Here is a 25,998-nt window from a genome sequence, read left to right as displayed (position 1 = left end):
TTATGCTTACTTACGTTCTCCAGAGGTATATTTAGAGGGAGTTTATCAAAAATTATCAAATCTTGACGAATAAAAGATTTGCGCCCACACCATGAACCATAATATTTGTCTACAAGAATTAAACCACTTTCTTTAATCCAATCAATTAGTAAGGATTCTTCAAAACCTATTGTTTTTTCTGGCAATTCTGGATCTAAACAAAAACCACCTTCTATTTCATTGACTAAATGCTGAGAACTCTTCCCCTCAGCAATTAACTTTTGAGATTCAGAATTAATTAAAAAACAAGCAAATAAACACTTTCCTCCTACTTTTAAAACTCGCTGAATTTGATGGAGATAATGACGCACATCAATACTAGACAAATGGTAAAAAAGATTACTAATACAAATCGCATCAAAACTTGCTTCTGGATAAGGCAATATAAATTCTGTCATAGGCATAGTTCCCCTTGAATTATAAATAGGATGATAAATATCATAGTATTGAAAGTTAAAATTAGGCTTTCTGGAAGTAATTTCTTGCTGTGCCCAATCAATTACCTTTTCTGAAAAATCAATACCTTCATAACGCGCTTTATGTATTAAGTAATAAGCCAAACCATAGCCAATATCACCTATTCCACAGCCTAGATCGAGAATACTATCTGTAGGTTTAATACCTATTCTTTGAATTAAATATCCTAACCATTTGAAAGCATTAGACTGAAAATTAAAAGAACCATTTCTATTAACTCCATCTATGTATTCTTTAGTAGGAAGTATAAAAGTAGGATTAAAGACATTAACTAAAATACAACCCTCATAGTTTTCCCAAATAGGAGTTAAAACAATTAGGAGATTTTGATAGTTTTCTCTATGTGTTTTATTAAGAGGTATTTCCAGATAAAATCTTGCTCTTTCTGCTCCTCTTAATCTAGGGTGAGCTTTTTTTATTCTCGGACTTTCCATTCCTAGAATTTCTTTAAAGTCTGTATATTCTTCACCTCCAATCAAAACTTTAAAACTGCTAATAGGAAGCAAATTTAGAGAAACTATCCAACCTGTTAACTTTAGCGTTTGATTCTCAATTACTACTTTTCCGATATTGCCAATAGTGAGTAATAAATTCGACCGTTCTAAATAGGAAGAGACATTACTATTATCCCTAGTAATTATGCCCAATGCTTTTTTCAGTTTAGGAATATATCTTTGAATAGTCAAATCTTCTACTTCATTGCGATCGTGATATTTTATTTCTCCTATTTTTCTTTTTTTATTTACAGTTGCTCTACCCCTGTTTATCTTATTTAAAGCTTCTTCTATAGAGCGAGTAAAGTAATGATTAATTCTCAATTTTTTCACCGAATGTTTAGGAGAAATTGACTCTGATAATTTTTCATAATTTTCGCTTACTGCTGCTCCATCATTTACAAAAACAAAATGATGAGGAGTAGTACACTTAATAGTAAATTCACTCTGAACAATACATTTAAAATTTAGATTAGCCCTAAAATCTTCTTTAGCTCGTTTAGTAAAATTTTCTATTTGCAATCCTTCCGGTTTTTTCTGATGTCCTGATGTGCCAAAAATTAACCAATTAATCCCTACTGCCGGAACATCTGAGAACTCTTCTAATACTTCTCTTAAATCATTTTTTTCTGTGGGAAATAAAAATTCATCTAAATCTATAAATGCTATCCATTTAGATTCATTTTTATACTTTTCTAGGAAATGATTATATGCTTTCATTTGTTGACCATTCCGTACAGGCCAATTTTGCAGAACTACCTCATTATTTTCTTGATATGAACGTACAATATCAAGAGTATTATCACTGCTATAATTGTTATATAAATAAAACCTTTCAACACCAACTAACTTATGAAATTCTAACCACTCGACCAAATACGGCGCTTCATTTTTCATAATTGCACATACACTTAAAGTGGCTTTTTTTCTGACTTGATTCATAGAAATATCTCCTAAGTTATAGACTATAGCAATCCTAAATAGGTTGCAGGTAATCAAAAAGTAAAGAAAAAACTGAAACTCTTGCCTGTTCCCTGTTCCCTAAAAAGCAGTAATATTTTTGCCACGAATATGCGGAGGATTGCTATACTGCTATAACTACATTAATTTTTTGGTGGCAAAGAATATAAGCAAGTGGAGAAATCCCCACATTATGTAAGTAAACTTAGTCGCAACCAACTTCCTAAGCTGATGAAATAAATAGTTTATTTCCATTTATTGGCAAGCATACTAAAACTTTTATTTCTATCCTCCGATATCCTCGTTTTGGAAAATAAATATAACTCAAAATTCCGACTGATATCATGTCTGATACCATCGGTATTGTCAAAGGGTAAGAATTCATAATTTAGAATTTAGAATTTATAGCACTACCCATTAAGGTTAGGGCATTTCTAAATCCTGTTTGCGGAGCATTTCCCTATAAGAAAAAGCCTTTAAAAGTCTCCTGTTCTAAGTTTTGTGTTCCCTGTTCCCTGTTCCCTGTTCCCTAGCGCGTAGCGCTATAGAATTCAGAAATTTGGGCTTTAATTATCTAGGGATTAAGGGTATTAACCCCAAAACAACTTAAATTTCCTGTAGATCTGAACCTTGCGAAATAGGCATCTTGCCTGTGCCGCTTTACACGGAACCATACCAGCGGACATGATATGATGAATAAGGCAATCCATAACCAAATACCATTTGACAGAATTAGGGTAAGTGTCAATCGGGTGCATCTCATATTTGCCAAAATACTTTTTTCCTATTCCCTATTCCCTATTCCCTGTTCCCTGTTCCCTGTTCCCTGTTCCCTGTTCCCTGTTCCCTGTTCCCTAAAAGCAATAAATTTTTTGCTTTATTCATGCATTGAGATGCACCCTATTAATCAGCCTTTTTACATGACTCAGTAGTCTGCATAATATTTATTCTCTGATTTTTTTAAATTCTTTAGGATTGATAAGTCTTAAACCTTTTTTTGAATTTATTTTTTGAGCTACTAATGGTAAGTTTTTATGCCTTCCATGTAAAACTTTCACAGTTCCAAAAACAACTCCCAGAAAAGGAAACCTGCAATTATATTCTGGAGGTAGAGTTACTATTCTGAGTTGACTCTTATACAAAGCTTCTCTAAAAGTAGGCTGATCGAAATTAGGTGGATTATACCATTCAAACCAATTAGAAAAAAATTGTTCTACTTCAGGAGATTTTTTATATAAGATTACCCCTGAATTAAACTGTTGAAAACTTTCAGGTACACCATTCTTAAAGCCCTTCATATTCAAGGGAGCATGAGCTACTCCAATGTCAAATTTATCTAAAAGTGGAAATATCTCTGAAAAGTCAGCAGAAATATAAGTATCTGTATCAATAAATAATGTGTAATCATAAGGTGACGCATACATATATTGAACCTTATCTACATGATTGTAATGAGGTTTTTCTATAACTACTACTTGCTCAAAGTTAGAATTTTTGATATCTTCATCGGCAAAAATTGTGACAGGCATTTGAGGCATTTGAGCCTTCAAACTAGCTACTGATTGACAGGCTTCACGAATATATTTTTCTCCAGTAGCAATATAAATTACGCCTATTGATTTGTCAGATTTAATATGTAATTTTATCGAGCCAAGAAGTACACGGCTTTTATTTTTTAGTATTGCTTGTAATGTTAATTCAGATTCTTTTGGTAAACCAATTACTTCTATATTTGCGACAAAACCACTTGTTTTTGCCTGGGGAATTTGGGGATAAGTTTTTGCCACACCAGGGCGTTTTTTATTAATAGATACTTTTTGAAGTAATTTACCATTGCTGAGAATTTCTACTGCTACTGGTTGAGACTCTTTCCCCAAAATCCAACCAATAATTTCAATCTGATTATTGTAACAATCAATTTTATCTCCTTTTTTTGGTCTATCTATATGGTATTTGAGTAGATTTTGGGAATCAATTTTAGAAAAGCTGATATCTACAATTTCTATTTTTGCTTGTGGTTTTACTTCAGTTAATTCTTTTTCATGTTGATCGGAATCTGGTTTTTGCCACCAATAGGTAGCTTTTTGAATCTTAGTTTTACTAACAGTTTTTATCAATTGCCAATCTCTTAACAAATTATATGCTGGTTTATACTTCTCTCTTTGTGCATCATCTACCATCAATATTCCACCTTTTTTCAAAACTCTTATTGATGCTTCAAGACATTTTGCTCGATCACGACCATCTACTATAATCACGTCAAAAAATTCACCTTGAAATTCTTGGCACACTGTATGATATGGTCTAGCAAGTAATCTAAAGTCTACTGGATAACAATTATTATCATCTTCGAGATAATTTGTAACTTTTTGATACCACTCTATATCATGCTCAATAGAAACGAGTTTTTTAGTTAGCTTTGATAACCAAACTGTAGAAATACCACTACCAAATTCCAATACTTTAGCATTCGGTTTTTGTCGCAAAAATTTCTCTAAAAAAATAACCGCATCTTTAGTTAAAGCTGGAATAGTTCTTTTCGACTTTGTTTTTTTTGCCACTGAATTATCATTGCTCAATTTCATAGTTATTTCTCCATTAGATGAGGTAGATGAGCCAAATTGTTTTGAGTTTCGTTGTGAATGTATTTTCTCTAACCGAGACTGATAGTTATGTAATTTATCTTTTAATTCAGACATTGATACCTGTTCCTTTTCCTGTATTTCTTTTTCATATTTATTATCAACTTTAACTATATTTTCTTGTTGATTTTTTTGAGTAGACATAGTTGTTTCTGTTTCTTCTGTAATTGAGTAACCATACCCTTCAGCCATTTCAATAATTTCTTTAAGCAAATCTGGTTCTTTTATTTCTTCTATGAGGTTGATTTTTCTCCGATTTTCAGAATTTCTAGTATTAGTTTTAATGTCATTAAAAATTTCATATCGTTCGTAATCCAAACTCAGTTTATCAAACAGTAATTCCAAAGGATCTTCCAGTCTATAATGTATTAACTGTCTGCCACTTTCTTCAATTTTACGATGCCAATATAAATACCACTTACAACATTTAGTTAATTCTGAATCTGATGATTTAATTTGGGGTGTATTTAAAAGAGCATAGTTGGTATAAAAGTTGTAGTTTCGTCTAAAAAAACCTATTGCTATTAGTGACTCAATTACTTTTTGAGGATGACGAGTCAGATGAATAATTGAAACATCTTTAGGTACACATTTGGTATTCAAAAATGGAACTGCTAACCAACTAGAATCAGCTTCTAACTTTTGGTTATTCAACATTCTTTTTTCAACTACTTCCTCAGTTAAGTATCGCTGTTTTTTGGAAGGAGCGCCAAAAAAATTTTCATGTCCGCAGTTTATTCCCACACTTCTAAAAGCATAGGACATAAATTTAGTTCCACTTCTCGCTGTTGCTACAACTAAGTATTTGAAGTTAATTTTTCTTGAAACTTTTTGATTTTTCTTTTGAGTGGAGGATATTTCACCTTGCTGAATTTTAGTTACTGATAATTTATCTTGATTTTTATTTGATACTTGCTCAGTTATGGAGGTCATGTTTAAAGATTGACTTTCCTGATTTTTTGATTTTTTAACAGCAGTATTATCCCAATTAAACTTCTGACCTAAGTATTCCTCTAACCTTTGGTTATAGGGCTGAAAATATTCAGTTAGCATCATTCGTGTAGCTGCACTTATATCATTTTTGTGCCGTCTATAGTTGTGTTTTTCATAAATTTCTTGGGTCTGACTGGGTACCCCTAAAAAATCCCATACCTGTTTCATTTTTTGTCCTGGATTTTCCCACAGTTCTTCACTCTTTAAAATCAAAAAGCTTTGCCTCGGAAAAAATTTCATCCATTCAACTAATTGCTGGATATAAATACCTCTAGATAAATAACTGTAGTATCGATGCGACAAACTTTTATAATTTTCATCTGCTATAATTTTATTTATTTCAGGTTCAATTCGAGATGACTCTTGTTGAATTGCTTCTTCAAAAGACAGAGGTTCCCGAAGTTTACGAAACTGACGATTATGATAATAATGAGATACTGCTCTGTCTACAGGATTTCTTAGTAGTACAATCAATTTTATATCTGGTAGAGATTGAGATATTCTCTGGGGAGCATGGGGATGAAATATATAGTATGGACTAGCTTCTCCTGTAATGATTTTATTCTGGGTTTCTTTTTGAGAAAAATGAGAATAATACCAACTCATTCCTTTGTCAAAATTTAAGTCGAAAAAATGTACCTCTTTTTTAGTTGCAGGTAAAATTTGAGGATGTTTAGTCAAATATTTATATAGAGAGGTAGTTCCACATTTCTGAGCACCAATAATAATAAAATTTGGTTTTTGCATAATAATTTTATAGATAATAAAAACTGGTTATAAATAATAAAAATTCAGAAAAATACACTTCAAATGGTGGCGATCACTGAAGGATATTTCAATTAATTTTTTCGATCAGGGATTACTTTGTTTAAAATGTGCAAAAATAAACTAATCCTTACTTAATTCATTAAAATAATGCTTGGACAGCATGACCTAAGATTAGAGTTGAATGCTTACATATAAACTGAAAATTTATCCTGTTTTCTCTCCAATGTAATGATTTAATTTTAATTGGCTTAACAATACAATTGGGTTATGTATTTGAAAAACGTAATTCTTTTCCATTTTCTTTAAGGCCAAGATTGATTTTTAGAAAAAAAAGCAACTTATAACATCTTAATTTAGTAAGCTGATACTAACACTATTAGGTATGAGTAGTAGTCTCAAAATAAGACAAAAAATATGAGCAACCTGTTCCCACTAACCCCAGAAACTCCAACCCAATACTTTCAAGAAGGCCAACAAGCTATAGCAGCAGGGGAACTAGAAAAAGCTGTTACTCTCTATCAAAAGGCCATTCAACTCAATCCCAACTTGGCCTTGTATTACCAAAGTCTAGGGGATGTTCTAGTTCAAATAGAAAAATGGGAAGAAGCTACTACAACCTACCAAAAAGCCATAGAACTAAAACCGACTTCCGCATTGTCTCATCATAATTTGGCGAAAGTCCTGGAAAAACAAGGTCGGTTAGATGAGGCGATCGCTTCTTTTTCCCAGGCCATCTAAGATTAATCCTAATTTCTCAGAATTCTACATTAAATAAAAATATGCACTCCCAGTTAAATCCAGAAACTACAGTAGTTGAAAATCTCCAACAGGCAGAAACCTATTTGGCCAAAGGAAAATTAGATAGAGCACAGGCAGCTTGTCAAAAAGTCTTAGAAGTTATACCAGACCTTGCCCCTGGGTGCAAGATACAAGCAAACATTAGCCTTGCTAGGGGCCAAGTGGAAGAAGCTATGAGTTGGTACAAAAAAGCCCTTGCTGCTCAACCTGACTGGGCAGAAGTCTATGCTAATATGGGCAGTCTATATGCTATGCAAAAGCAGTGGCAGCCAGCTATAGCTTCTTATCAAAAAGCGATCGCCCTCAAACCAAATATTGCTGCATTTTACCGAAACTTGGCTAAAATTTGGCAGTTGGTAGGTAAGCCAGAGTTAGCAGCAGAGTGTTCTTATCAAGTATTAACTTTACAGCCAGAGTCGGCAACAGCATCAGAATATTTAAGTCTGGGTAAAGGTCTTTTTGACCATCAGAAGTTGACCGAAGCGATCGCTTGTTATGGCCGAGCAATTGAGTTAAATCCTAATTTATTTAAAGCTTATCATTTATTAGGAGATGCTTTGATAATTCAGGGTAGTTTGGATGAAGCAATAAACTATTATCAAAAAGCTGTAAAACTCCAACCAAATATATGGGTAGCTTACCAAAAATTAGGGAAAGCTTTACTAGAAAAAGGTGAGTTTGCTGAAGCAGTCATTAATTTTCAACAAGCTATAGAAATTAACCCTAATTCTATTTGGTCTTACCCAAAATTAGGTTTAAGTTTGATGAAATTAAAAAAATGGGATGCAGCAATTAATGCTTACCGTAAGGCTATAGAATTTAATTCTAAAAATGGGTTTATTTACAATAACTTGGGGTTGGTTTTATTTGAAAAAAAACAATGGTCAGAAGCAGTTAATGCTTACAAAAGTGCAATTGATATCCAACCAAATAATTCTGGGTTTTATCATAATTTAGGTAAAGCTTTATCAAAGGAAGGCAAGAAAGAAGAGGCGATCGCCTGCTACTCAAAAGTAATTGAATTAAATCGAACTAACGGCGATGCTTATTATTTATGGGGAGAAATATTACGAGAAACAGGAAGGTTAGCTGAAGCTTTAGAGGTTTACCAAAAAGGGCTACAAAATTTACCTAAAGAATCTCAATTTTTTCCTAAACTTGAATCTCTACTTATAGAGCAAAAGCAAATTCTAATAGAAGATTATCGTAGTTGCGCAAAAGACCACAAAGAAACTGGGAATTTAACAGAAGCAATTCAGCTTTATCAGAAAGTTACTGAACTTCAACCTCAAAGTTCAGACTATTATGAACTAGGGATGTTGTGGATGGAAAAACAAGATTGGGAAGCAACACTTTTATGCTATGAAAAAGTTTTATTTTTAGAGAAAAAGTATGGCAAAGAAAGTCAAATCTCCAAATATCTCTTGTTAGGAGTGTCTTTGGTGAAAAATGGAAAAATTAAACAGGTTATTGATTGTTATCATCGAATTTTCCAAAAAGATTTGCAGAATTTATGGTGGTATTATTGGTTAAGTATTAGTTTGTCAGAAGCATCGTTAATTCCAGAAGCAGTTAGTTTGTTTAAGGAATTTCCTAAGCCACAGTCTTACTCATTACCAGAGCCAAAAATCAATCATAATTCTTCCGATTCAATCTACGATAAAATCTGGAATTGGTTTAATCAAAAAAATCCCAAAGAATTTGATTTCAATATAGAAGATATAAATTATGAGAATTTGGAACCAGAAGTCAATCAAATCAAAAATTATTTTGCTCAAAATAAAATCATAATATTTAATATCAAAAAAATCACAGAATCAGAGCAAGAGCATCTTCAAACATTAGGAATATCTTTAGAGTATCTACAAATGATTGCTCTAGAAAATAATGAGCTAGAAAATATTTATATCAATTATTTTAATCAAGAATTACCAGTCAATCCTCTCAAAAGAACACAGCATTATCCCCATAGAAAACTATCTACCCCAGATCGCCGTCTCAATAGTGGAGTAGAATTTAGCCAGACCATAACAGAATTCCAATATATGTACGCTATAGATCCGATCGCTGGTAATCTAATCAAGTCTAATGAATCTTTTTATCTTCGAGACCTTACAATTATTTATCGTTTTGTGGGTACGGAAGTATTCTATATATTAGCAGGTAGTTTTGGTGGGTGGAAATTATCTCTGTATATTCCTAAATATGAGATAGCTATAATATTATCAGACAAAGCTCCCCACACTGTTAAATCTATTCAGAGTGATTATAATACCTTGAAGACTTATTTTGTTACTTATTTTAGAGAAGTTAAACAATATATTCATTCCCAGCAGCCAAGATTATTAACATCAATTGTTGGTTTTCGACGCAATCTCGGACACTTTTTTTGGCAAGAACTTAATGGAATATATTATTTATACAAAAATCTTTTGTTAGACCAGATAGATTGTTTAGCAATAGGAAATTCTCAACACCTAGGAGTGACAGAAATTTTTCCCGAACTCAAAAATAAAAAACAGTTAATTCTCACAAATGTATCAGAAATAAAAAAGTTCCAGTTATTATTAAAAAATAACTGTTTATGCTTGAGGGTGGCGGAACATTTTATTACTCAAGAATATGTTTCTAGAATATATGATGTTGCTTGGAATAAATGCAGTGAAAATTTCAGAGCAGTATTACCAAATAGAAAAAATAATCTAGAGTGTTTTCCTCTACTATGGGTAAATCTTCGGGCACACAATAAAAGTTGGAAATCACAAGAAAAAGGATATGCAAATATCATTAACAAATTGAGTGAAAATTTTCCGAATATAGGGATAGTGTTTGATGGCTGGATTGATTGTAATGAAATAGTTGAAAGTATTGTTAAGCTAGTCAAACCAGATATAAAAATATACAGTACATTAGGTTGTCCTTTACATGAAAGTATAGTTTGGGCACACCAAATTGATGCTTATATCTGTGTAGTAGGTTCGGGATTAGTAATTACATCATGGCTAAGTGATAGACCAGGTGTTGCTTATGCTAATCAAGGTCATCTTAGGCAACAAAGTTTTTGGTCGCGTGTGAAAGAAAATGTAGTCGCTCCCTCCTTTTTGAGGTCTCAAGATATTAAACAACTACATAAAGGAGCCTATGGAAATTATGAAATTAATTGGCAAACTATATATCAAAGAATATTTAAGATTCTCAAAAAAATTGAAAAGAAAAAGCTAATGGCTAAAGAGCAAAAATAAAAATAAGTAGAAGAGATTATGGTCATTGCTCACGAACTTTGAATAAATAAAAATCTAGATAGATGCAATCTAAAACAATATTAGTCGTTACAACAATTTCAGCACCCAATAAAGTTTTACGAGAATTGGCATTAGGTTGTCAGTTATCCTACTGGGATTTCATAATTATTGGTGATACAAAAACACCAAGTGACTTTTTTTTAGAAGGTACTCAATACTATGATATTAATGCTCAAATATCTACAGGATTAGAATACCCTAAACTATGCCCTACTAAACATTATGCTAGAAAAAATATCGGCTATTTATTAGCAATACAAAAAGGAGCAGAACAAATAGTAGAGACTGATGATGATAATTTGCCTCTAGATAGTTTTTGGCAAGAAAAATCTTGGGAAATTAAATGTAAAATTATCGACAATAGAGGTTGGGTAAATGTTTATAAATACTTTTCAGAAGCACCAATATGGCCTAGAGGATTACCATTAGACAAAATTAATCGCCCAGTACCCCCTTATGGAGAATTATCTGAATCTTTATCAGAATGTGTAATTCAACAAGGACTAGCTAATCAAAATCCAGATGTTGATGCAATTTACAGATTGATTTTACCTTTACCTCAAGACTTTAGAGATAATGTGAATTTAGCATTGGGTAAAGATAGTTGGTGTCCTTTCAATAGTCAAAATACATATTGGTTTCCGAATGCTTATCCACTTATGTATTTACCTGCATATTGTTCATTTAGAATGACAGATATATGGCGAAGTTTTATCGCTCAAATAATTTGTTGGGAAAATGGTTGGCGGATTTTATTTCACAGTCCAACTGTTTATCAAGAGCGTAATATTCATAATCTCATGCAAGATTTTGAACAAGAAATTCCTGGTTATCTCCACAATGAAAAAATAGCAAAATTATTGTCTGAGGTTAAATTAACAACGGGAAAAAATGAAATATTAGATAACCTCAGAAAATGCTACGATACTCTCATTAAAAATGAAATATTCCCACCAAAAGAGGGCGAGCTACTAGAAGCTTGGCTTAAAGATTTGACATCCTCCCGACGCTGAACTGCGGTACAGCGCTGGATTCCCGTCCATCATTCAAACAGACTAAGCTGCATAAAAATGAAATCTTTTTCCTCAATAAATTCAGAAACTGCAAACCAATATTTCCAAGCAGGTAAGCAAGCTTTAGCACAGAAAAAAATAGAGTCAGCGATCGCCCTAATTCAAAAGGCCATCGAACTTCATCCCAACTTGGCCTTATATTACCAAACTTTAGGGGATGTTCTGGTTCAAATAGAGAAATGGGAAGAAGCTACTACAACCTACCAAAAAGCCATAGAACTAAAACCGACTTCCGCATTGTCTCATCATAATTTGGCGAAAGTCCTGGAAAAACAAGGTCGGTTAGATGAGGCGATCGCTTCTTCTTCCCAGGCCATTAAGATTAATCCTAATTTCTCAGAATTCTATATTAGTTTAGGAGCAGCTTTAGTCCAGAAAGGCTTACTCTACGAAGCGATCGCTCATTTCCAAAAGGCTATATCCCTAGAACCTGACTCTAGTATGGCTCATCAAAATTTAGGGGTAGCTTTGGAAAAACAAGGTCAGATTGAGGAAGGGATAATCTGTTATCGAAAAGCGATTGAAATTGACCCTGGTTTCTGGGAAGGGTATCAAAAGTTAGGAACGGCTTTAACCAAATTGGGAGACTTCCATCAAGCTGCCGAAATTTATGGAAAGGCTTGCCAAATAATTCCTAATTTTGCTACAGTTTATTATTATTGTGGGGAAGCCTTGGCAAAATTGCATCGGTGGGATGAGGCTATTGCTGCATATCAGAAAGCAATTGATTTATTGGGCGAGGATAAAAGTACCGCCCCTACGGCAGTAGTCTATCACCAGTTTGGCTATGCTCTAACTCAACAACACAAATGGGAAGAAGCTATCTCGGCTTATCGAAAAGCAACGGAACTTCAGCCGAACTCTCCAGAAGTTTATCACCATCTTGGTTATGCTCTAGCTCAACAGCAAAAGTGGGAAGAAGCAGCGACAGCTTACCGGAAAGTTACGGAACTCCAACCAGACTCCCCAGAGGTTTATCATTATTTGGGATATGCTCTATCCAAACTCCAACAATGGGAGGAAGCAGTTGTAGCTTACCGTAGAGCTTCCGAACTTCAACCAAACTCTCCAGATGTTTATCATCAGTTAGGTCATGCTTTGATTCAATTAAAGCAGAATGACTGGGCAGTGGCAGTGTTGCGCCAAGCAGTAGAACTTAATCCTAACTTAGCTGAAGCTTACCAAGACTTGGGCAAAGCTTTGAGTAATATTAAACAGTGGGATGAGGCGATCGCTTCTTTTCAACGTGCTATTAATTTTTTGCAGGAACAGGGAGATACTACCACTACTGCTCGGGTATATGGTTATTTAGGGGAAGCTTATGCCTCACAAAAACAGTGGGATGAGGCGATTGTTAATTATCGTCGCGCCCTGAAGCTTAACCCCAAGTTGCCAGAAGTTTACCATTGTCTGGCTTTAGCTTTGGTACAACAACAAAAATTTGATGATGCTATTGTCAGTTATCGTCAAGCTATTGAGCTAGGTGTTAATACAGCGGAAATTCACCATAAGTTAGGTTTTACTTTCAGTAAACTAAAACGGTGGGAAGAAGCAGTGGTTAGTTATGGTAGGGCAGCAGAGATTAATCCTAATTCGGCAGCACTTTATCATGTTCTGGGAGAAAGTCTGGTACAACTGGAAAGGTGGGATGAGGCGGTAGTAGTTTATAGGAAAGCTAGGCAACTTAATCCTAAATCTGCCGATGTTGCTTACCATATTGGGGAAGTAATGTCAAAGTTAGGTCGATGGGAAGAGGCGGTAGTTGCTTATGCTAAAGCTGTGGAGTTAAAACCATTATCGGCAAAATTTCATTTTCAGTTAGGGGAAGCTAAGACTAAAAAAAATCCATTAAGTGAAGCAATAAGTTGTTATCGTCGTGCTTTGGAAATAGACCCTCATTTTTCTAAGGCTAAGAAAAAATTAGAGGAAGTTTTATCAATACAAAATCTGATCAGAACAGGGGAATTTGGCAGTTTCAGTTTATTAGGAGAAACAGAATTTGAAGGTTGTCTTGATTATGCAACTATCGACTATGTTTCTGGTTGGGCAAGACATAAAAAAGACCCTGACAAAGTTGTATTTCTGGATATTTTTGTCGGTAATAATTTAGTTGGAACGTTAGTCGCGAATAAATATCGTCAAGATTTAGCAGAAGCTTTTGGTACTCACGGATGTCATGCTTTTGCTCAGAAAATTCCGCCATCTTTACATAGCAATGGTTTAGTTGAAGTTAGTGTCAAAATAACAGAAACAGGTCAACAAATAAAAAATTCTCCTAAAGTATTAGTAGTCGGACCGAAAGGTAAAAAACATCAAGTTAATCTCAGTTTCGAGCAGGGAGAAATTAATAAACTTATCTATCGTGTTCAAGGAGTCAGGAGTCAGGAGTCAGGAGTGAAGAAGGAGACAGGAGACAGGAGACAGGAGTCAGGAGTTAGAAGTAAAGAGTTAGAAGAAGGAAGAGGGAACAAGGAAGAAGGAAGAATCAGTGAAGAGGAAGTAAGAAGTCAGATACCTCTGGCAAAAATTCAGGCAAAAAAACCAAAAGTAGCAGTAATTATTTTGAGTTTGAATGGAGCGAAACTCTTAAGTGAATTATTTGCTTCCTTTGAGCTTTATAACAGTTATGAAAAATTAGAATTAATAGTAGTTGACCACGGTTCAACAGATAATAGTATAGATGTCTGTACCCAATGGTCAGAAAAATTACCAATTACAATTATTGCCAGAGGAGAAAATTATTCTTTTTCCAACTCCAACAACGTAGGAGTAGATGAAACAAAAGCACCATTACTGTTATTTATGAATAACGATATTACCCTCTGCCAAGATATAATTCCTCAGATGGTTGAGCTAATTCAACAAGATGAAAATCTAGGAATGGTAGGAGTCAAATTATTAGATATAGTTAGCGATCGCTCTTTGGCTTTTCCTCCTACTCAACATTTAGGAGTACAGTTATATTTCCACAGTCAAAATGAACCTTTTTATCCTTTTGAAATTCGATATGCTCCGCAATTATTAAAAGTACAATCTGCTCCTTGGAAAGTACCTGTTGTAACTGGAGCATTAATGATGTGTCGGCGAGAAGATTTTCAGAAAGTAGGAGGTTTTAATGAAGACTACTTTTATGGTTATGAGGATGTAGATTTATGTTTGACTATCCGACAAAAATTAGGCAAAGAAATTATCAGTGCCAATCATTTAACAGCTTTTCATAATCGTGGTTTTTCTCGATTTAATAAGGGGAAAGAATTTACCCAGAAAATCTTGAAAAATCGCCCAATAATAGAAAAAAGATATGCCTATTATTTACGCAGGAAACATCTACAAGATTATTTTGAAAAAGGAATTTATTGGACTGGGCATCCTTTAACTATTGGGTTTGCTGTAACTGAAGCAGATATGGCAGCTTCCGCAGGAGATTATTTTACGGCAGTGGAATTAGGAGAACAATTAGTGAAAGAATTTGGATGGGATGTTTACTATATTTCAGAAGGAGAAGATTGGTATGATATGACGCGATTAGATGTAATTGTTGTTATGCGCCATGACTATGATTTAGAAAGAATAGAAAATGCTAAACCAAGTTTAGTAAAAGTTGCTTGGGCAAGAAATTGGTTTGAAATTTGGGCATCTCAAAAATCAGCAGGAGATTATGATTGTTTCTGGTGTTCTTCTCAAAAATCTGCTGATTATATTCGGCAGAAATTATTTAAACCCGCAACGGTAGTTAGAATAGCAACTAATCAGGAAAGATTTCAAGAATTCAAAATTCAAAATTCAAAATTCAAAAGTGAAGAAGTCAATTCTGAAGTTAAAAGTCAAAAGTCAAAAGTTAAAAGTGAAAGTCAACTCAGAAGTCAGAAGTCAGAAGTAAAAAGTTTAGAGAATAATTCTGAATTAGCAGTTTTTGAACAACAGGAAAAACTCAATTCCGGACTAGGTAATAAATTTCCCGAAGTAGGTAAAAATCAAGTCGAGAAAATTTCGGAAGTAGCAATTTCAGAAGAGTCAGAAAAAATCTCATCTGAAGTAGAGAAAAATTCTGGAGTAGCAATTTTCAACCAATCAGAAAAAGTCGGTTCCGAACGAGGCAATAAAATTCCCGACTCAGGCAAAACTCAACTAGAGAAAAATTCAGAAGCAGCAAATTTCAACCAATCAGAAAAAGTCGGTTCCGAACGAGGCAATAAAATTCCCGACTCCGACAAAACTCAACTAGAGAAAAATTCTGGAGCAGGAATTTTCAACCAATCAGAAAAAGTCGGTTCCGAACGAGGCAATAAAATTCCCGACTCCGACAAAACTCAACTAGAGAAAAATTCTGGAGCAGGAATTTTCAACCAATCAGAAAAAGTCGGTTCCGAACGAGGCAATAAAATTCCCGACTCCGACAAAACTCAACTAGAGAAAAATTCTGGAGGAGCAATTTTCAACCAATCAGAAAAAGTCGGTTCCGAACGAGGCAATCAAATTCCCGACTCCGACAAAACTCAACTAGAGAAAAATTCTGGAGGAGCAATTTTCAACCAATCAGAAAAAGTCGGTTCCGAACGAGGCAATAAAATTCCCGACTCAGGCAAAAGCGAAGTCGAGAAAATTTCGGAAGTAGCAATTTCAGAAGAGTCAGGAAAAATCTCATCTGAAGTAGGTAATAAATTTCCCGAAGTAGGTAAAAGTCAAGTCGAGAAAATTTCGGAAGTAGGAATTTCAGAAGAGTCAGGAAAAATCTCTTCTGGAGTAGGTAATAAATTTCCCGAATTAGGTGAAAATCGAGTGGAGAAAATTTCGGAAGTAGGAATTTCAGAAGAGTCAGAAAAAATCTCTTCTGGAGTAGGTAATAAATTTCCCGAATTAGGTGAAAGTCGAGTGGAGAAAATTTCGGAAGTAGGAATTTCAGAAGAGTCAGGAAAAATCTCTTCTGGAGTAGGTAATAAATTTCCCGAATTAGGTGAAAGTCGAGTGGAGAAAATTTCGGAAGTAGGAATTTTAGAAGAGTCAGGAAAAATCTCTTCTGGAGTAGAGAAAAATTCTGGAGCAGGAATTTTCAACCAATCAGAAAAAGTCAATTCCGAACGAGGCAATCAAATTCCCGACTCAGGCAAAACTCAACTAGAGAAAAATTCAGAAGCAGCAAATTTCAACCAATCAGAAAAAGTCGGTTCCGAACGAGGCAATAAAATTCCCGACTCAGACAAAACTCAACTAGAGAAAAATTCAGAAGCAGCAACTTTCAACCAATCAGAAAAAGTCGGTTCCGAACGAGACAATAAAATTCCCGACTCCGACAAAACTCAACTAGAGAAAAATTCAGAAGCAGCAAATTTCAACCAATCAGAAAAAGTCAATTCCCAACTAGACAATAAAATTCCCGACTCCGACAAAACTCAAGTAGAGAAAAATTCAGAAACAGCAACTTTCAACCAATCAGAAAAAGTCAATTCCCAACGAGACAATAAAATTCCCGACTCAGGCAAAACTCAAGTAGAGAAAAATTCAGAAACAGCAACTTTCAACCAATCAGAAAAAATCAATTCCCAACGAGACAATAAAATTCCCGACTCAGGCAAAACTCAAGTAGAGAAAAATTCAGAAACAGCAACTTTCAACCAATCAGAAAAAATCAATTCCCAACGAGGCAATAAAATTCCCGACTCAGGCAAAACTCAAGTAGAGAAAAATTCAGAAACAGCAACTTTCAACCAATCAGAAAAAATCAATTCCCAACGAGGCAATAAAATTCCCGACTCCGACAAAACTCAAGTAGAGAAAAATTCAGAAACAGCAACTTTCAACCAATCAGAAAAAGTCAATTCCAAACTAGACAATAAATATAAATCTGACTATTGTTTCACAGGAAGCTTCTGGAAATATTCACGAGATATTATGAATTTGTTAGAACCAGATAATTTACCCTTTGAATTTGCTTTGTATGGCTATAACTGGGAAAAATTTGAGAAGTTTAAAAAGTATAATCGCGGACCTCTCCCTTATACAGATATGCCAAAAGTCTATGCTTCCACAAAAATAGTAATTGATGATGCAAATTCAGTCACAAAACAATGGGGTTCCACAAATTCGCGGGTGTTTGATGCCATTATTTCAGGTGCTTTAGTTCTGACAAATGGAGAACTAGGAAATCAAGAATCTTTCAACGGACTATTGCCTACTTATAATTCTCGCGAATCTCTCGAAAATTTATTACGAGAGTACCTCACAAATGAGGAATTAAGATTAGCCAAAGTTGCAGAATTACAGAAAATAGTCAAAGAAAAACACACTTATAAACATCGCGCTCATACAATATTTTCTGCCTTGCGTGAAAAAATGAGTAATAGCTTCCGCATCGGCATAAAAATCGGAGTTCCTGACTGGAAACAAGCGCAAGAATGGGGAGACTATCATTTTGCCTTAGCAATAAAACGGCAATTTGAAATATTAGGTCATTCCGTCAGAATTGATATTTTGCCAGAGTGGGAAAATCCTCAAATATTTGGAGATGATGTGGCAATTACCATTCGCGGTTTGAGTCGTTATCAACCAAAGTCTTATCATATTAATTTGATGTGGAATATTAGTCATCCAGATCAAGTTTCCCTACAAGAATATGAACAATATGACCGAGTATTTGTGGCATCCGATTCCTATGCTGAGGAGTTACAGAAAAAGGTAAAAGTTCCAGTACAAACTTTACTCCAATGTACCGATCAAAATTTGTTTTATCCTGACAAAGAAGGTTATGAAGAAATAGGAGAAATTTTGTTTGTGGGAAATTCTCGGAAAGTTTATCGCCAGATAGTAAAAGATGCAGTGGAGAGTGGTTTAAAGGTAGATATTTATGGTACAAACTGGGGTAATTTCTTGCCCGATGGTTATTTAAAAGGAGAATATATTCCTAATGAAATTTTACGACGTTATTACAGTAAGTGTGGCGTTTTATTAAATGACCATTGGGATACTATGCGAGAAAAAGGATTTATTTCCAATCGTTTATTTGATGCTGCTGCTTGTGGAGCAACAATTGTATCTGACAAAATTTCAGGTTTGGAAAAAGTGTTTGGAAATAAAATTTCTACTTATAATTCTCAGGAAGATTTGCCAAAAGTAGTAGAAGATTGTTTGCAGCAGAAAAGTCAGAATGTAGGAGAAAAATTAGAGCTAGCAAAATATGTAAGAGAGAATCATAGTTTTGAGAAAAGAGTCGGGGAAATATTAGCAACTATTGAGAAGTTGAATGAGGAAAAAATGTTGGAAAAGTTCAGAAAATTAGAAACAGAAATCTAGAATTTCTGCTGATTAGTGAAACAGAAAAATAAGTTTGGTCTCCAAATCAAACTCCTACAGTTTTTTTCACAAATCATTGTAGTGGACTGTTTCATCTTAAATGATGCAATAGGCTTTTTTCTCCCTTACCACCTTGTCTTCCTTGTCCTCCTTGTCTTCCTTGTCTTCCCACAACCTAAAATAATCATGCACAGTTTTAGCTGAAACAGTCCANTGTTGTCCGCTTGCGATACAGGAATAGGAGATATTAGCGCCGGGGAAGGAATTTATGGATTACGTCGTGCTTTCGTGATTGCCGGCAGTGAAAGTCAAATGATTAGTCTGTGGAAAGTAGAAGATGATGCCACAAAAGATTTGATGGTAGCTTATTATCAGGGATTAAAAGCAGGAATTGGACGCCGGGATGCCTTGCTCGAAATTCAGCGAGATTGGTTGAAGGAAGGGGAGTATCAACATCCTTATTATTGGGCGAGTTTTATCTTTTCCGGGGATGGAACACCGATTGATAATTAATAATTAATAATTAATAATGGCTTTGTTGCATGAAAGTAGCGACAGAACATCCGTTCCGCTTTTCGGTTGTTCCCGACATGAAAGGTGAACCTAGTTGCAGCTATATCACCCTATTTCTATAGATTGATGCTTTATTCATTTGTTGTGTTGGCCAATAGTTAAATCGCTGAAAGCCTTGACAGGTATAAGTTTCAGCCTTTTTTTATCAATATTTGATGTTTGATTTATTTATTGGCCAATAGTTAAATCGCTGAAAGCCTTGACAGGTATAAGTTTCAGCCTTTTTTTATCAATATTTGATGTTTGATTTATTTATTGGCCAATAGTTAAATCGCTGAAAGCCTTGACAGGTATAAGTTTCAGCCTTTTTTTATCAATATTTGATGTTTGATTTATTTATTGGCCAATAGTTAAATCGCTGAAAGCCTTTCCAGGTATAAGTTTCAGCCTTTTTTTATCAATATTTGATGTTTGATTTATTTATTGGCCAATAGTTAAATCACTGAAAGTCTTGACAGGTATAAGTTTCAGCCTTTTTTTTATTAATCTTTGATGTTTGATTTATTTATTGGAAAATAGTTGTAGAAGTATGAAGTACAAGGATCTTGGATCTTGTGCGGTAGCTATATGTTTTCATACAACAAAGCCATTAATAATTAATAATTCAGATGTAGGTTGGGTTGAGGGACGAAACCCAACAACAGTCTTTCTCCCGTACAGACGTTTTTGCTGGCGCAAAGCTCCGCTTTTCATGTCGCGCAGCGTTAACGTTTGCGGAGCATTCCGTCAGGAAAGTTGTGCGAAGCTAAACGGCTAAGATCAGAAGTCTACAGTAGGGACGTTCCATGGAACGTCCCTACAACGTTTTGCTTGTGAAGATGTGGTTCATCAATTTGAAAAGCGCTTTATTATAAATAATTAGATTCCAATCTAATTATTTACTTGCAAGTTTCTATAATTTTCTATTTGATCAATTTTTGCTGTTAATAGATTCAAGTTACTAGCAATAATTCGTTGATTAGTAATGCGATCGTAACCTTCCCATTCTTGAGAAAGTTCTGTATCTTGCCAAATAAACCAGCCTCTATAAATTTCTCCAGTGTCAATATCACCACATAAAGGTAACCAATCATCTCCTGTAAAATACTCTGTTTCTTCAATCATTAAACTAAGTTCAATTAGCTCTACAAATGTTTCTAAATAATTCTTTTTTGTCTGAGAAATGTCAGTAATTTGGTTTTGGTTTATCAATCTGAGTTTCATATTTTTTCTGAAATTTTATTTACAGCTATAGCGCAATTCAAAATTCAAAATTCAAAATTCAAAATTCAAAAATAATCCCTGACTGAATTTGAGAATTTATAAACGTCCTAACCTATTTGCGTAGTGCTATATTATATAATGTCCGGTTAAATAGTTATAATTAGAAGCTCTCCTAGTTTTGCTCTAACCAAATCTGCAGTTAGGGCTAAAGCAAAACTACAAACAAAAACTTTTTAATCGCGCTCTGATTCGGACATAATATTACCAAAATAATTTGGTTTAAAGCCCCAAATTTTAAGGTGAAATGTTTTGGGAGCGGAGCATAAATCCCCTTTACAAAAACAACTTCTGACTTCTGACTTCTGACTTCGTTAAAGGCAAGATGCCTGTGCTACTTTTGTTAAACATAAGATATCTACTTAGAGGGCGAATGCCATTCGCCCCTACAATATATTATCATCCAGCTCTGAAAAATATGGAATTTGAGATTCAATCTCAGCTATTTTTTGCTCAATAGCAGATTGTTTAGCAGCAAAACTATCATAACTAAAATAAAAATGACCTAGAGTTTTATCTTGATAACTACGTTTGGTAAATTGCCAACCAGGTTCTAGAATAATTTTCATCATTCCATCACTAATTCCGCCAGTTCTACCAACTAAAACTTTATCCCCACTCAGAGAAATTCCAAATAATTTAATTTCACCATCAACATTTTGCAAAGTTAATCTATAACTCATTGATAAATCATTACCATCTACCCGTATTGAATAACCATTACTATCAGTAGCTCGTCCACAAATACCAGTAAAATTAAAGTTTAATAATAGAGGTTCAACTAATATTGGATATAATCCTGTTTCACTTTCACTCCAACAAGCTCTTTCATTAGAACGCTGCTCTAAAACGATTAATTTATAACTATAAAGTCCTTGTAATTCACTTAGGGGCATTGCCATAGCAATAACTTGATTTTGGTCAATTTGTACTTCATCAAAAGTGTAATTTGCTTGGGCTATGGTTTTAGAATACATACTCAAAACTATTGTAGCTAAAATAGTGGTAATTCCAGTTTTAAAAATGTTTCTCATTGTAGTTACTCCTGTTTAGTTATTAGAAATTTATGTAACTACTTTAAAAAAATCGTCAGTTTTTTGTAGAGAACATTAGGAAGTTAATCAAAAAAATTAAAACTTTTTATTAGTTAGTTAACTTCGTTAAATTAGAAAAAATTAGTTATCTTCCTTAACTAGCGATCGGCTATAGCAAACCTAAATAGGTTGTAACATTTTATCGTAGGGATTTAGTCTCCTTTCCCCAAGCAAAAATGGGGTTTGGAGACCAAACCCCTACAGTTTTTAATTATTGAGGATTGATATATCAACTTTTATAGAGGTTAAAATCTCCTTATAAACCTTGACATACTCCCGACGTTGCCCTTTGGCGAAAAAATAGGGATTCTTCAGTCTGGGAAACCCTGACCGCTGCGCATGACAGAGGTGATGTCCTCCCCCTGTGTTGACATTGATAATAACAAAATGCTCCTAGCTTGTGTCAAGGGCCTATGAACGTTTAGCTTATGAAGGTATCCGAATCCAGGCCCAGGCTTTCATCCCGACGCTCCCCCTCCCCCCTATGCACGGGGGGTTAGGGGGGATGGAGAGCGCGGGACTTCCCGCCAGGAAAGTTAAAAAATGATCTGCTGAGTGGCGATCGCTTCTTTCCCAGAAACCGGGTTTATCTAACAAATTTCGTGATTTAAAATCAGGGAAATAAACCCGGTTTTTTTGTGGACTGACACATATTCTAAAATGGTGCCCGGCGACGGATTGTTAAATGCTTTTCATAGTCTAAATTTTCGCCGTCTAACGCACCCTACTGGATTGTTTCATCTTAAATGGCGGATTACTTTTTGGTTGTGTCTAGACAAGGAAGACAAGGAAGACAAGGGAGACAAGGGAGACAAGGGAGACAATCTATTGCACAGTTTTAGCTGAAACAGTCCACTACAAATTTTGCTATTATAGTATTATTGGGAGTAAACTAGAGAATTTATACTCATTCCCTGTTCCCTGTTCCCTGTTCCCTGTTCCCTGTTCCCTGTTCCCTGTTCCCTGTTCCCTGTTCCCTATTACCTATTTAAAATGGAAAAAAAATCAAAACGCGATCGCGGACGAATTCTGACAACTTCTGGACTGAAAAAATTGAATGAAGCTATTGAAGAATGGAAACAGCAATACAACCTTAGAGGTACTCTGTCAGAAATTGAAGCAGAGTCTGGAGTCGGTTCCGACACTATTAGTAAAATTAGACAAGGACGAGTCGGTGCAGATATCAGCAAGATTCAACAGCTTTTTGCTGCTTTTAATCTGACATTGGATGAAACTGACTACCGCTCTGGAAAACAAACCTCTTCTCCAACGGAGTCAGAATCTCTAGCAGAATTACTACCACTGTTAAATAACGAACAAATAGTCACTCAAAATAGTTCTCAAATTTTCATTAGTTATCGCAGTCAAGATCCAGATCAAGAATTGGCGCGACAGTTTGAAACAGCTCTTACTGCTGCTAGTCATCAGGTATTTATGGCAGCAGATCATATTCGTCTGGGAGAAAATTGGTTTCAGCGAATTAATGAAGAGTTGAAACGCTGTGACTATTTGCTGTTATTTTTGCCTCCCCAGTCGGTACAAAGTGAGTTGCTCACCTATCAAGTGCAACTTGCTAGAGAATTACAATCTTCCCGCTCAGATCGTAAACCTGTAATTTTGCCAATTCGGGTAGGTTTTTCTCTGAGTACACCTCTCAATCATGACTTGCGCGGTTATCTCTATCGCATTCAACAACGGGAGTGGCGATCGCCTGAAGATACAATTATTATTCTCCGGGAAGTTTTGACTCTTCTCGCAACCCCACCAGAAAATATTGCTCTGGAAGTAGAGGAGCAAGAGGAAATTTCTGCAACTGAAGAAATTAGTGATGTCGCCTCCGCAAACCTCTTACCTTTACCCTCTGCGGAACCCGAAATACCAGGAGGACAAATTGATGTTGCATCTACTTTTTATATGGAGCGTCCTCCCATAGAAGAACGTTGTTATCAAACTATTTTACAACCGAGCGGTTTAATTAGAATTAAAGCACCCCGACAAATGGGAAAAACTTCTTTAATGGCAAGAATTTTACATCATGCTGCACTGGAAGGATATCGGACAGTACCTTTGAGTTTTCAGTTAGTAGATAAAGAAGTTTTTAGTAATCTTGATAAGTTCTTAAAATGGTTTTGTGCTTATGTGGGAAGGGAGTTACGTTTGCCAAATCAATTAGATGATTATTGGGATGATATTTTTGGCAGTAAAGTTAATTGTAAGGATTATTTTGAGAAATATTTATTAGCACAAATAGATCATCCTTTAGTCTTGGGTTTAGATGAAATTGACCGAGTTTTTCAATACCCCGATATTGCCGAAGATTTTTTAGGATTATTACGAGCTTGGCATGAAGAATCAAAGCGACGTGCTATTTGGAAAAAATTGCGGTTATTAGTAGTTCATTCGACTGAGGTTTATATTCCTATGAATATTAATCAATCTCCTTTTAATGTAGGGTTGCCCATAGATTTACCAGAATTTAATCCAGAGCAAGTTAAAGATTTAGCATCCCGACATAATTTGAATTGGTCAGAACAAGAAGTAGAGAAATTAATGGCAATTGTTGGGGGGCATCCTTATTTAATTAGGGTAGCGTTATATCACATTTCTAAACAAGATTTGACTCTACAAGATTTACCAGAAAATGTAACAACTGAAACCGGAATTTATAGCGACCATTTGCGACGACAATTGTGGAATTTAGAAGAATATCCAGAGTTAGCTGAAGCCATGAAAAATGTAATTTCTGAAAATTATAGCGGGCAGTTAACAGGAATGTTAGGTTTTAAATTAGATAGTTTAGGTTTAGTCAAATGGGAAGGCAATAAATGTTATCCCAGGTGTCAGTTATATCGACAGTATTTTCAAGTTCATTTGTAGGTTCAATCGTGGATTGTTTCAGCTAAAATGGTGCTTTAGAGAAGTCAGAGCAAGACACCGATTTTGCCACGGATGCACGGATTGATGTAGTAGACTGACACAGCTAAAGTCTGGAATATCGGAAATAATTGGTTGAGTTTTGTTGCCTCAACTCAACCAACTATTTAAGTTAATTCAAGAAGAGCGATCGCTTGTCGCACTTGCTCAATTTTGAGTTCTAAAATTTCGGCAATTTCTGCAACAGAAAAACCTTTTTTTAATAAACTAGAAATAACTTCTAGTTTTCCTTCTATTTTTCCCTCCGCTTTTGATTCAGCCATTAATTCCTCAGCAAAACGAGTTTTTTTCAAATCATCAATACCAAACATAGCTTCTAACTCCTGACGACTCATTTGTGGTAATTTTTCCAGAACAATAACTGACAATAAATTCAAAATTTGTCACCGCTCATTTTCACCAGCAAACTGCTGTTTGACTCGATCAATTAAAACGGTTACTCTCTCCAAAAGTAGTTTCTTCTTTGCTACAACTAATTGAACAATTTGTACACCTAAAGGAGTTGTTTCACTCACTTATAATTCATTCAATTTGATATTCATGCCGATGAATTTCGTGTGAAACCCGCCCCTTTTCAGTTATCAATTATCAGCAGAACTGAATTTACAGATTATCCAACCAACTCAATAAATCTGCTAGACTATTAAAATCAAAAAGTGCCTTAACTAAATTTTCTAAATTTTCACTCTTTAAATTAGAAATCCGATCGGTAATATCTCGATCAACCTCTCCAAAACGTTGATTAATTAACAACATTATAACTTCTATTTTGCCTTCTTCTTTCGCATAATTTATTTTCCCTCTCTCATCTTGAACCATCATTGCTCGTCTATCAAATTCCTCTAATTCTTCCCTACTATAATTAGCTCGATTAGCAATATTTAGAGCGCGTTCAATTTCTGGCACTTCCCCTAAAGATTCGGGAATTATCTCCAAACTAGCAGTTTCTTTTAAAAAGAAAATCCACTTATCAATTAAACTCTGTAAATCCTCTAATTTTTTCTGAAATTTTGGCAATTCGACAAATATTAATTTTAAATTTTCCCCTAGATAAGCAACATTTTTTTTCTCCTCTTTAAACACAAATCTATTAATTGCTTCGGGAAGTTCATCAAACATCTTAAAATCAGTAATTGTCACAGCTATTACTGGATTTAGCAGAAAATAAAGTTCACCCTTTTCTAATTGATTAGCATAAGTTTTACACAAATTATAATCTACCCGTTTATCAAAAGCTTGCATCCGAGAAACTTGCATTTCAATAATCACTATTGAATTGTCAGATAATGTAGCTCGAATATCTA

Annotated in this window: 13 protein-coding genes; 6 read left to right on the top strand and 7 right to left on the bottom strand. The window is 34.7% G+C overall.

Going from position 1 to position 25,998, the window contains the following annotated elements; genetic code table 11:
- Together F6K40_RS07465 and F6K40_RS07460 are read right to left on the bottom strand one after the other, a co-directional pair.
- A partial coding sequence (locus tag F6K40_RS07465) for a glycosyltransferase family 92 protein (protein WP_293133568.1) occupies positions 1-1,952 on the bottom strand: 1,952 nt, incomplete at its 3' end.
- A 962-nt stretch (positions 1,953-2,914) separates the two neighbouring features.
- Positions 2,915-6,352, bottom strand: coding sequence for a sulfotransferase domain-containing protein (locus F6K40_RS07460; protein ID WP_293133565.1), 3,438 nt, complete (start codon positions 6,350-6,352; stop codon positions 2,915-2,917).
- 435 nt (positions 6,353-6,787) lie between these two features.
- Between F6K40_RS07460 and F6K40_RS07455 the strand changes: the two genes are divergently transcribed.
- The 5 genes from F6K40_RS07455 to F6K40_RS07435 all read left to right on the top strand — a co-directional run bounded on the left by F6K40_RS07455 (position 6,788) and on the right by F6K40_RS07435 (position 19,346).
- Positions 6,788-7,111, top strand: coding sequence for a tetratricopeptide repeat protein (locus F6K40_RS07455; protein ID WP_293133562.1), 324 nt, complete (start codon positions 6,788-6,790; stop codon positions 7,109-7,111).
- Between the two features lie 41 nt (positions 7,112-7,152).
- Positions 7,153-10,413, top strand: coding sequence for a tetratricopeptide repeat protein (locus tag F6K40_RS07450; protein WP_293133559.1), 3,261 nt, complete (start codon positions 7,153-7,155; stop codon positions 10,411-10,413).
- A 62-nt stretch (positions 10,414-10,475) separates the two neighbouring features.
- Positions 10,476-11,486 (top strand): STELLO glycosyltransferase family protein, encoded by a 1,011-nt coding sequence (locus tag F6K40_RS07445; protein WP_293133557.1) that lies wholly within the window; start codon positions 10,476-10,478, stop codon positions 11,484-11,486.
- 57 nt (positions 11,487-11,543) lie between these two features.
- Positions 11,544-18,833: a tetratricopeptide repeat protein gene (locus F6K40_RS07440; protein ID WP_293133554.1), complete on the top strand. Its 7,290-nt coding sequence runs from the start codon at positions 11,544-11,546 to the stop codon at positions 18,831-18,833.
- A 216-nt stretch (positions 18,834-19,049) separates the two neighbouring features.
- Entirely contained in the window at positions 19,050-19,346 is a 297-nt protein-coding gene (locus F6K40_RS07435) for a CHAT domain-containing protein (RefSeq protein ID WP_365670549.1), read from the top strand.
- Between the two features lie 930 nt (positions 19,347-20,276).
- Here the strand turns inward: F6K40_RS07435 and F6K40_RS07430 are convergent.
- Positions 20,277-20,609 carry a hypothetical protein gene (locus F6K40_RS07430; protein WP_293133551.1) on the bottom strand — a complete coding sequence of 111 codons (333 nt, stop codon included), beginning with the start codon at positions 20,607-20,609 and terminating at the stop codon, positions 20,277-20,279.
- A 443-nt stretch (positions 20,610-21,052) separates the two neighbouring features.
- Entirely contained in the window at positions 21,053-21,700 is a 648-nt protein-coding gene (locus tag F6K40_RS07425; protein ID WP_293133549.1) for a DUF3747 domain-containing protein, read from the bottom strand.
- 1,053 nt (positions 21,701-22,753) lie between these two features.
- Between F6K40_RS07425 and F6K40_RS07420 the strand changes: the two genes are divergently transcribed.
- Entirely contained in the window at positions 22,754-24,637 is a 1,884-nt protein-coding gene (locus F6K40_RS07420) for an AAA-like domain-containing protein (protein ID WP_293133546.1), read from the top strand.
- A 164-nt stretch (positions 24,638-24,801) separates the two neighbouring features.
- Here F6K40_RS07420 and F6K40_RS07415 read toward each other — a convergent pair whose 3' ends face one another.
- The 3 genes from F6K40_RS07415 to F6K40_RS07405 all read right to left on the bottom strand — a co-directional run.
- Positions 24,802-25,071 carry an RpnC/YadD family protein gene (locus F6K40_RS07415; RefSeq protein WP_293133543.1) on the bottom strand — a complete coding sequence of 90 codons (270 nt, stop codon included), beginning with the start codon at positions 25,069-25,071 and terminating at the stop codon, positions 24,802-24,804.
- Positions 25,072-25,077: 6 nt separating this feature from the next.
- Positions 25,078-25,209: a hypothetical protein gene (locus tag F6K40_RS07410; RefSeq protein WP_293133540.1), complete on the bottom strand. Its 132-nt coding sequence runs from the start codon at positions 25,207-25,209 to the stop codon at positions 25,078-25,080.
- 88 nt (positions 25,210-25,297) lie between these two features.
- Positions 25,298-25,998, bottom strand: a 701-nt coding sequence (locus F6K40_RS07405) for an Rpn family recombination-promoting nuclease/putative transposase (RefSeq protein WP_293133537.1), incomplete at its 5' end; no start/stop codon positions are given.

This window comes from Okeania sp. SIO3I5 (assembly GCF_010672085.1).
Classification (GTDB): domain Bacteria; phylum Cyanobacteriota; class Cyanobacteriia; order Cyanobacteriales; family Microcoleaceae; genus Trichodesmium.
This window is presented reverse-complemented; position numbering and strand designations above follow the sequence as displayed.

Coding starts and splice junctions, on each gene's coding strand:
- F6K40_RS07460 (WP_293133565.1), bottom strand. CDS start 6,352: ATGCAAAAACCAAATTTTATTATTATTGGTGCTCAGAAATGTGGAACT.
- F6K40_RS07455 (WP_293133562.1), top strand. CDS start 6,788: ATGAGCAACCTGTTCCCACTAACCCCAGAAACTCCAACCCAATACTTT.
- F6K40_RS07450 (WP_293133559.1), top strand. CDS start 7,153: ATGCACTCCCAGTTAAATCCAGAAACTACAGTAGTTGAAAATCTCCAA.
- F6K40_RS07445 (WP_293133557.1), top strand. CDS start 10,476: ATGCAATCTAAAACAATATTAGTCGTTACAACAATTTCAGCACCCAAT.
- F6K40_RS07440 (WP_293133554.1), top strand. CDS start 11,544: ATGAAATCTTTTTCCTCAATAAATTCAGAAACTGCAAACCAATATTTC.
- F6K40_RS07430 (WP_293133551.1), bottom strand. CDS start 20,609: ATGAAACTCAGATTGATAAACCAAAACCAAATTACTGACATTTCTCAG.
- F6K40_RS07425 (WP_293133549.1), bottom strand. CDS start 21,700: ATGAGAAACATTTTTAAAACTGGAATTACCACTATTTTAGCTACAATA.
- F6K40_RS07420 (WP_293133546.1), top strand. CDS start 22,754: ATGGAAAAAAAATCAAAACGCGATCGCGGACGAATTCTGACAACTTCT.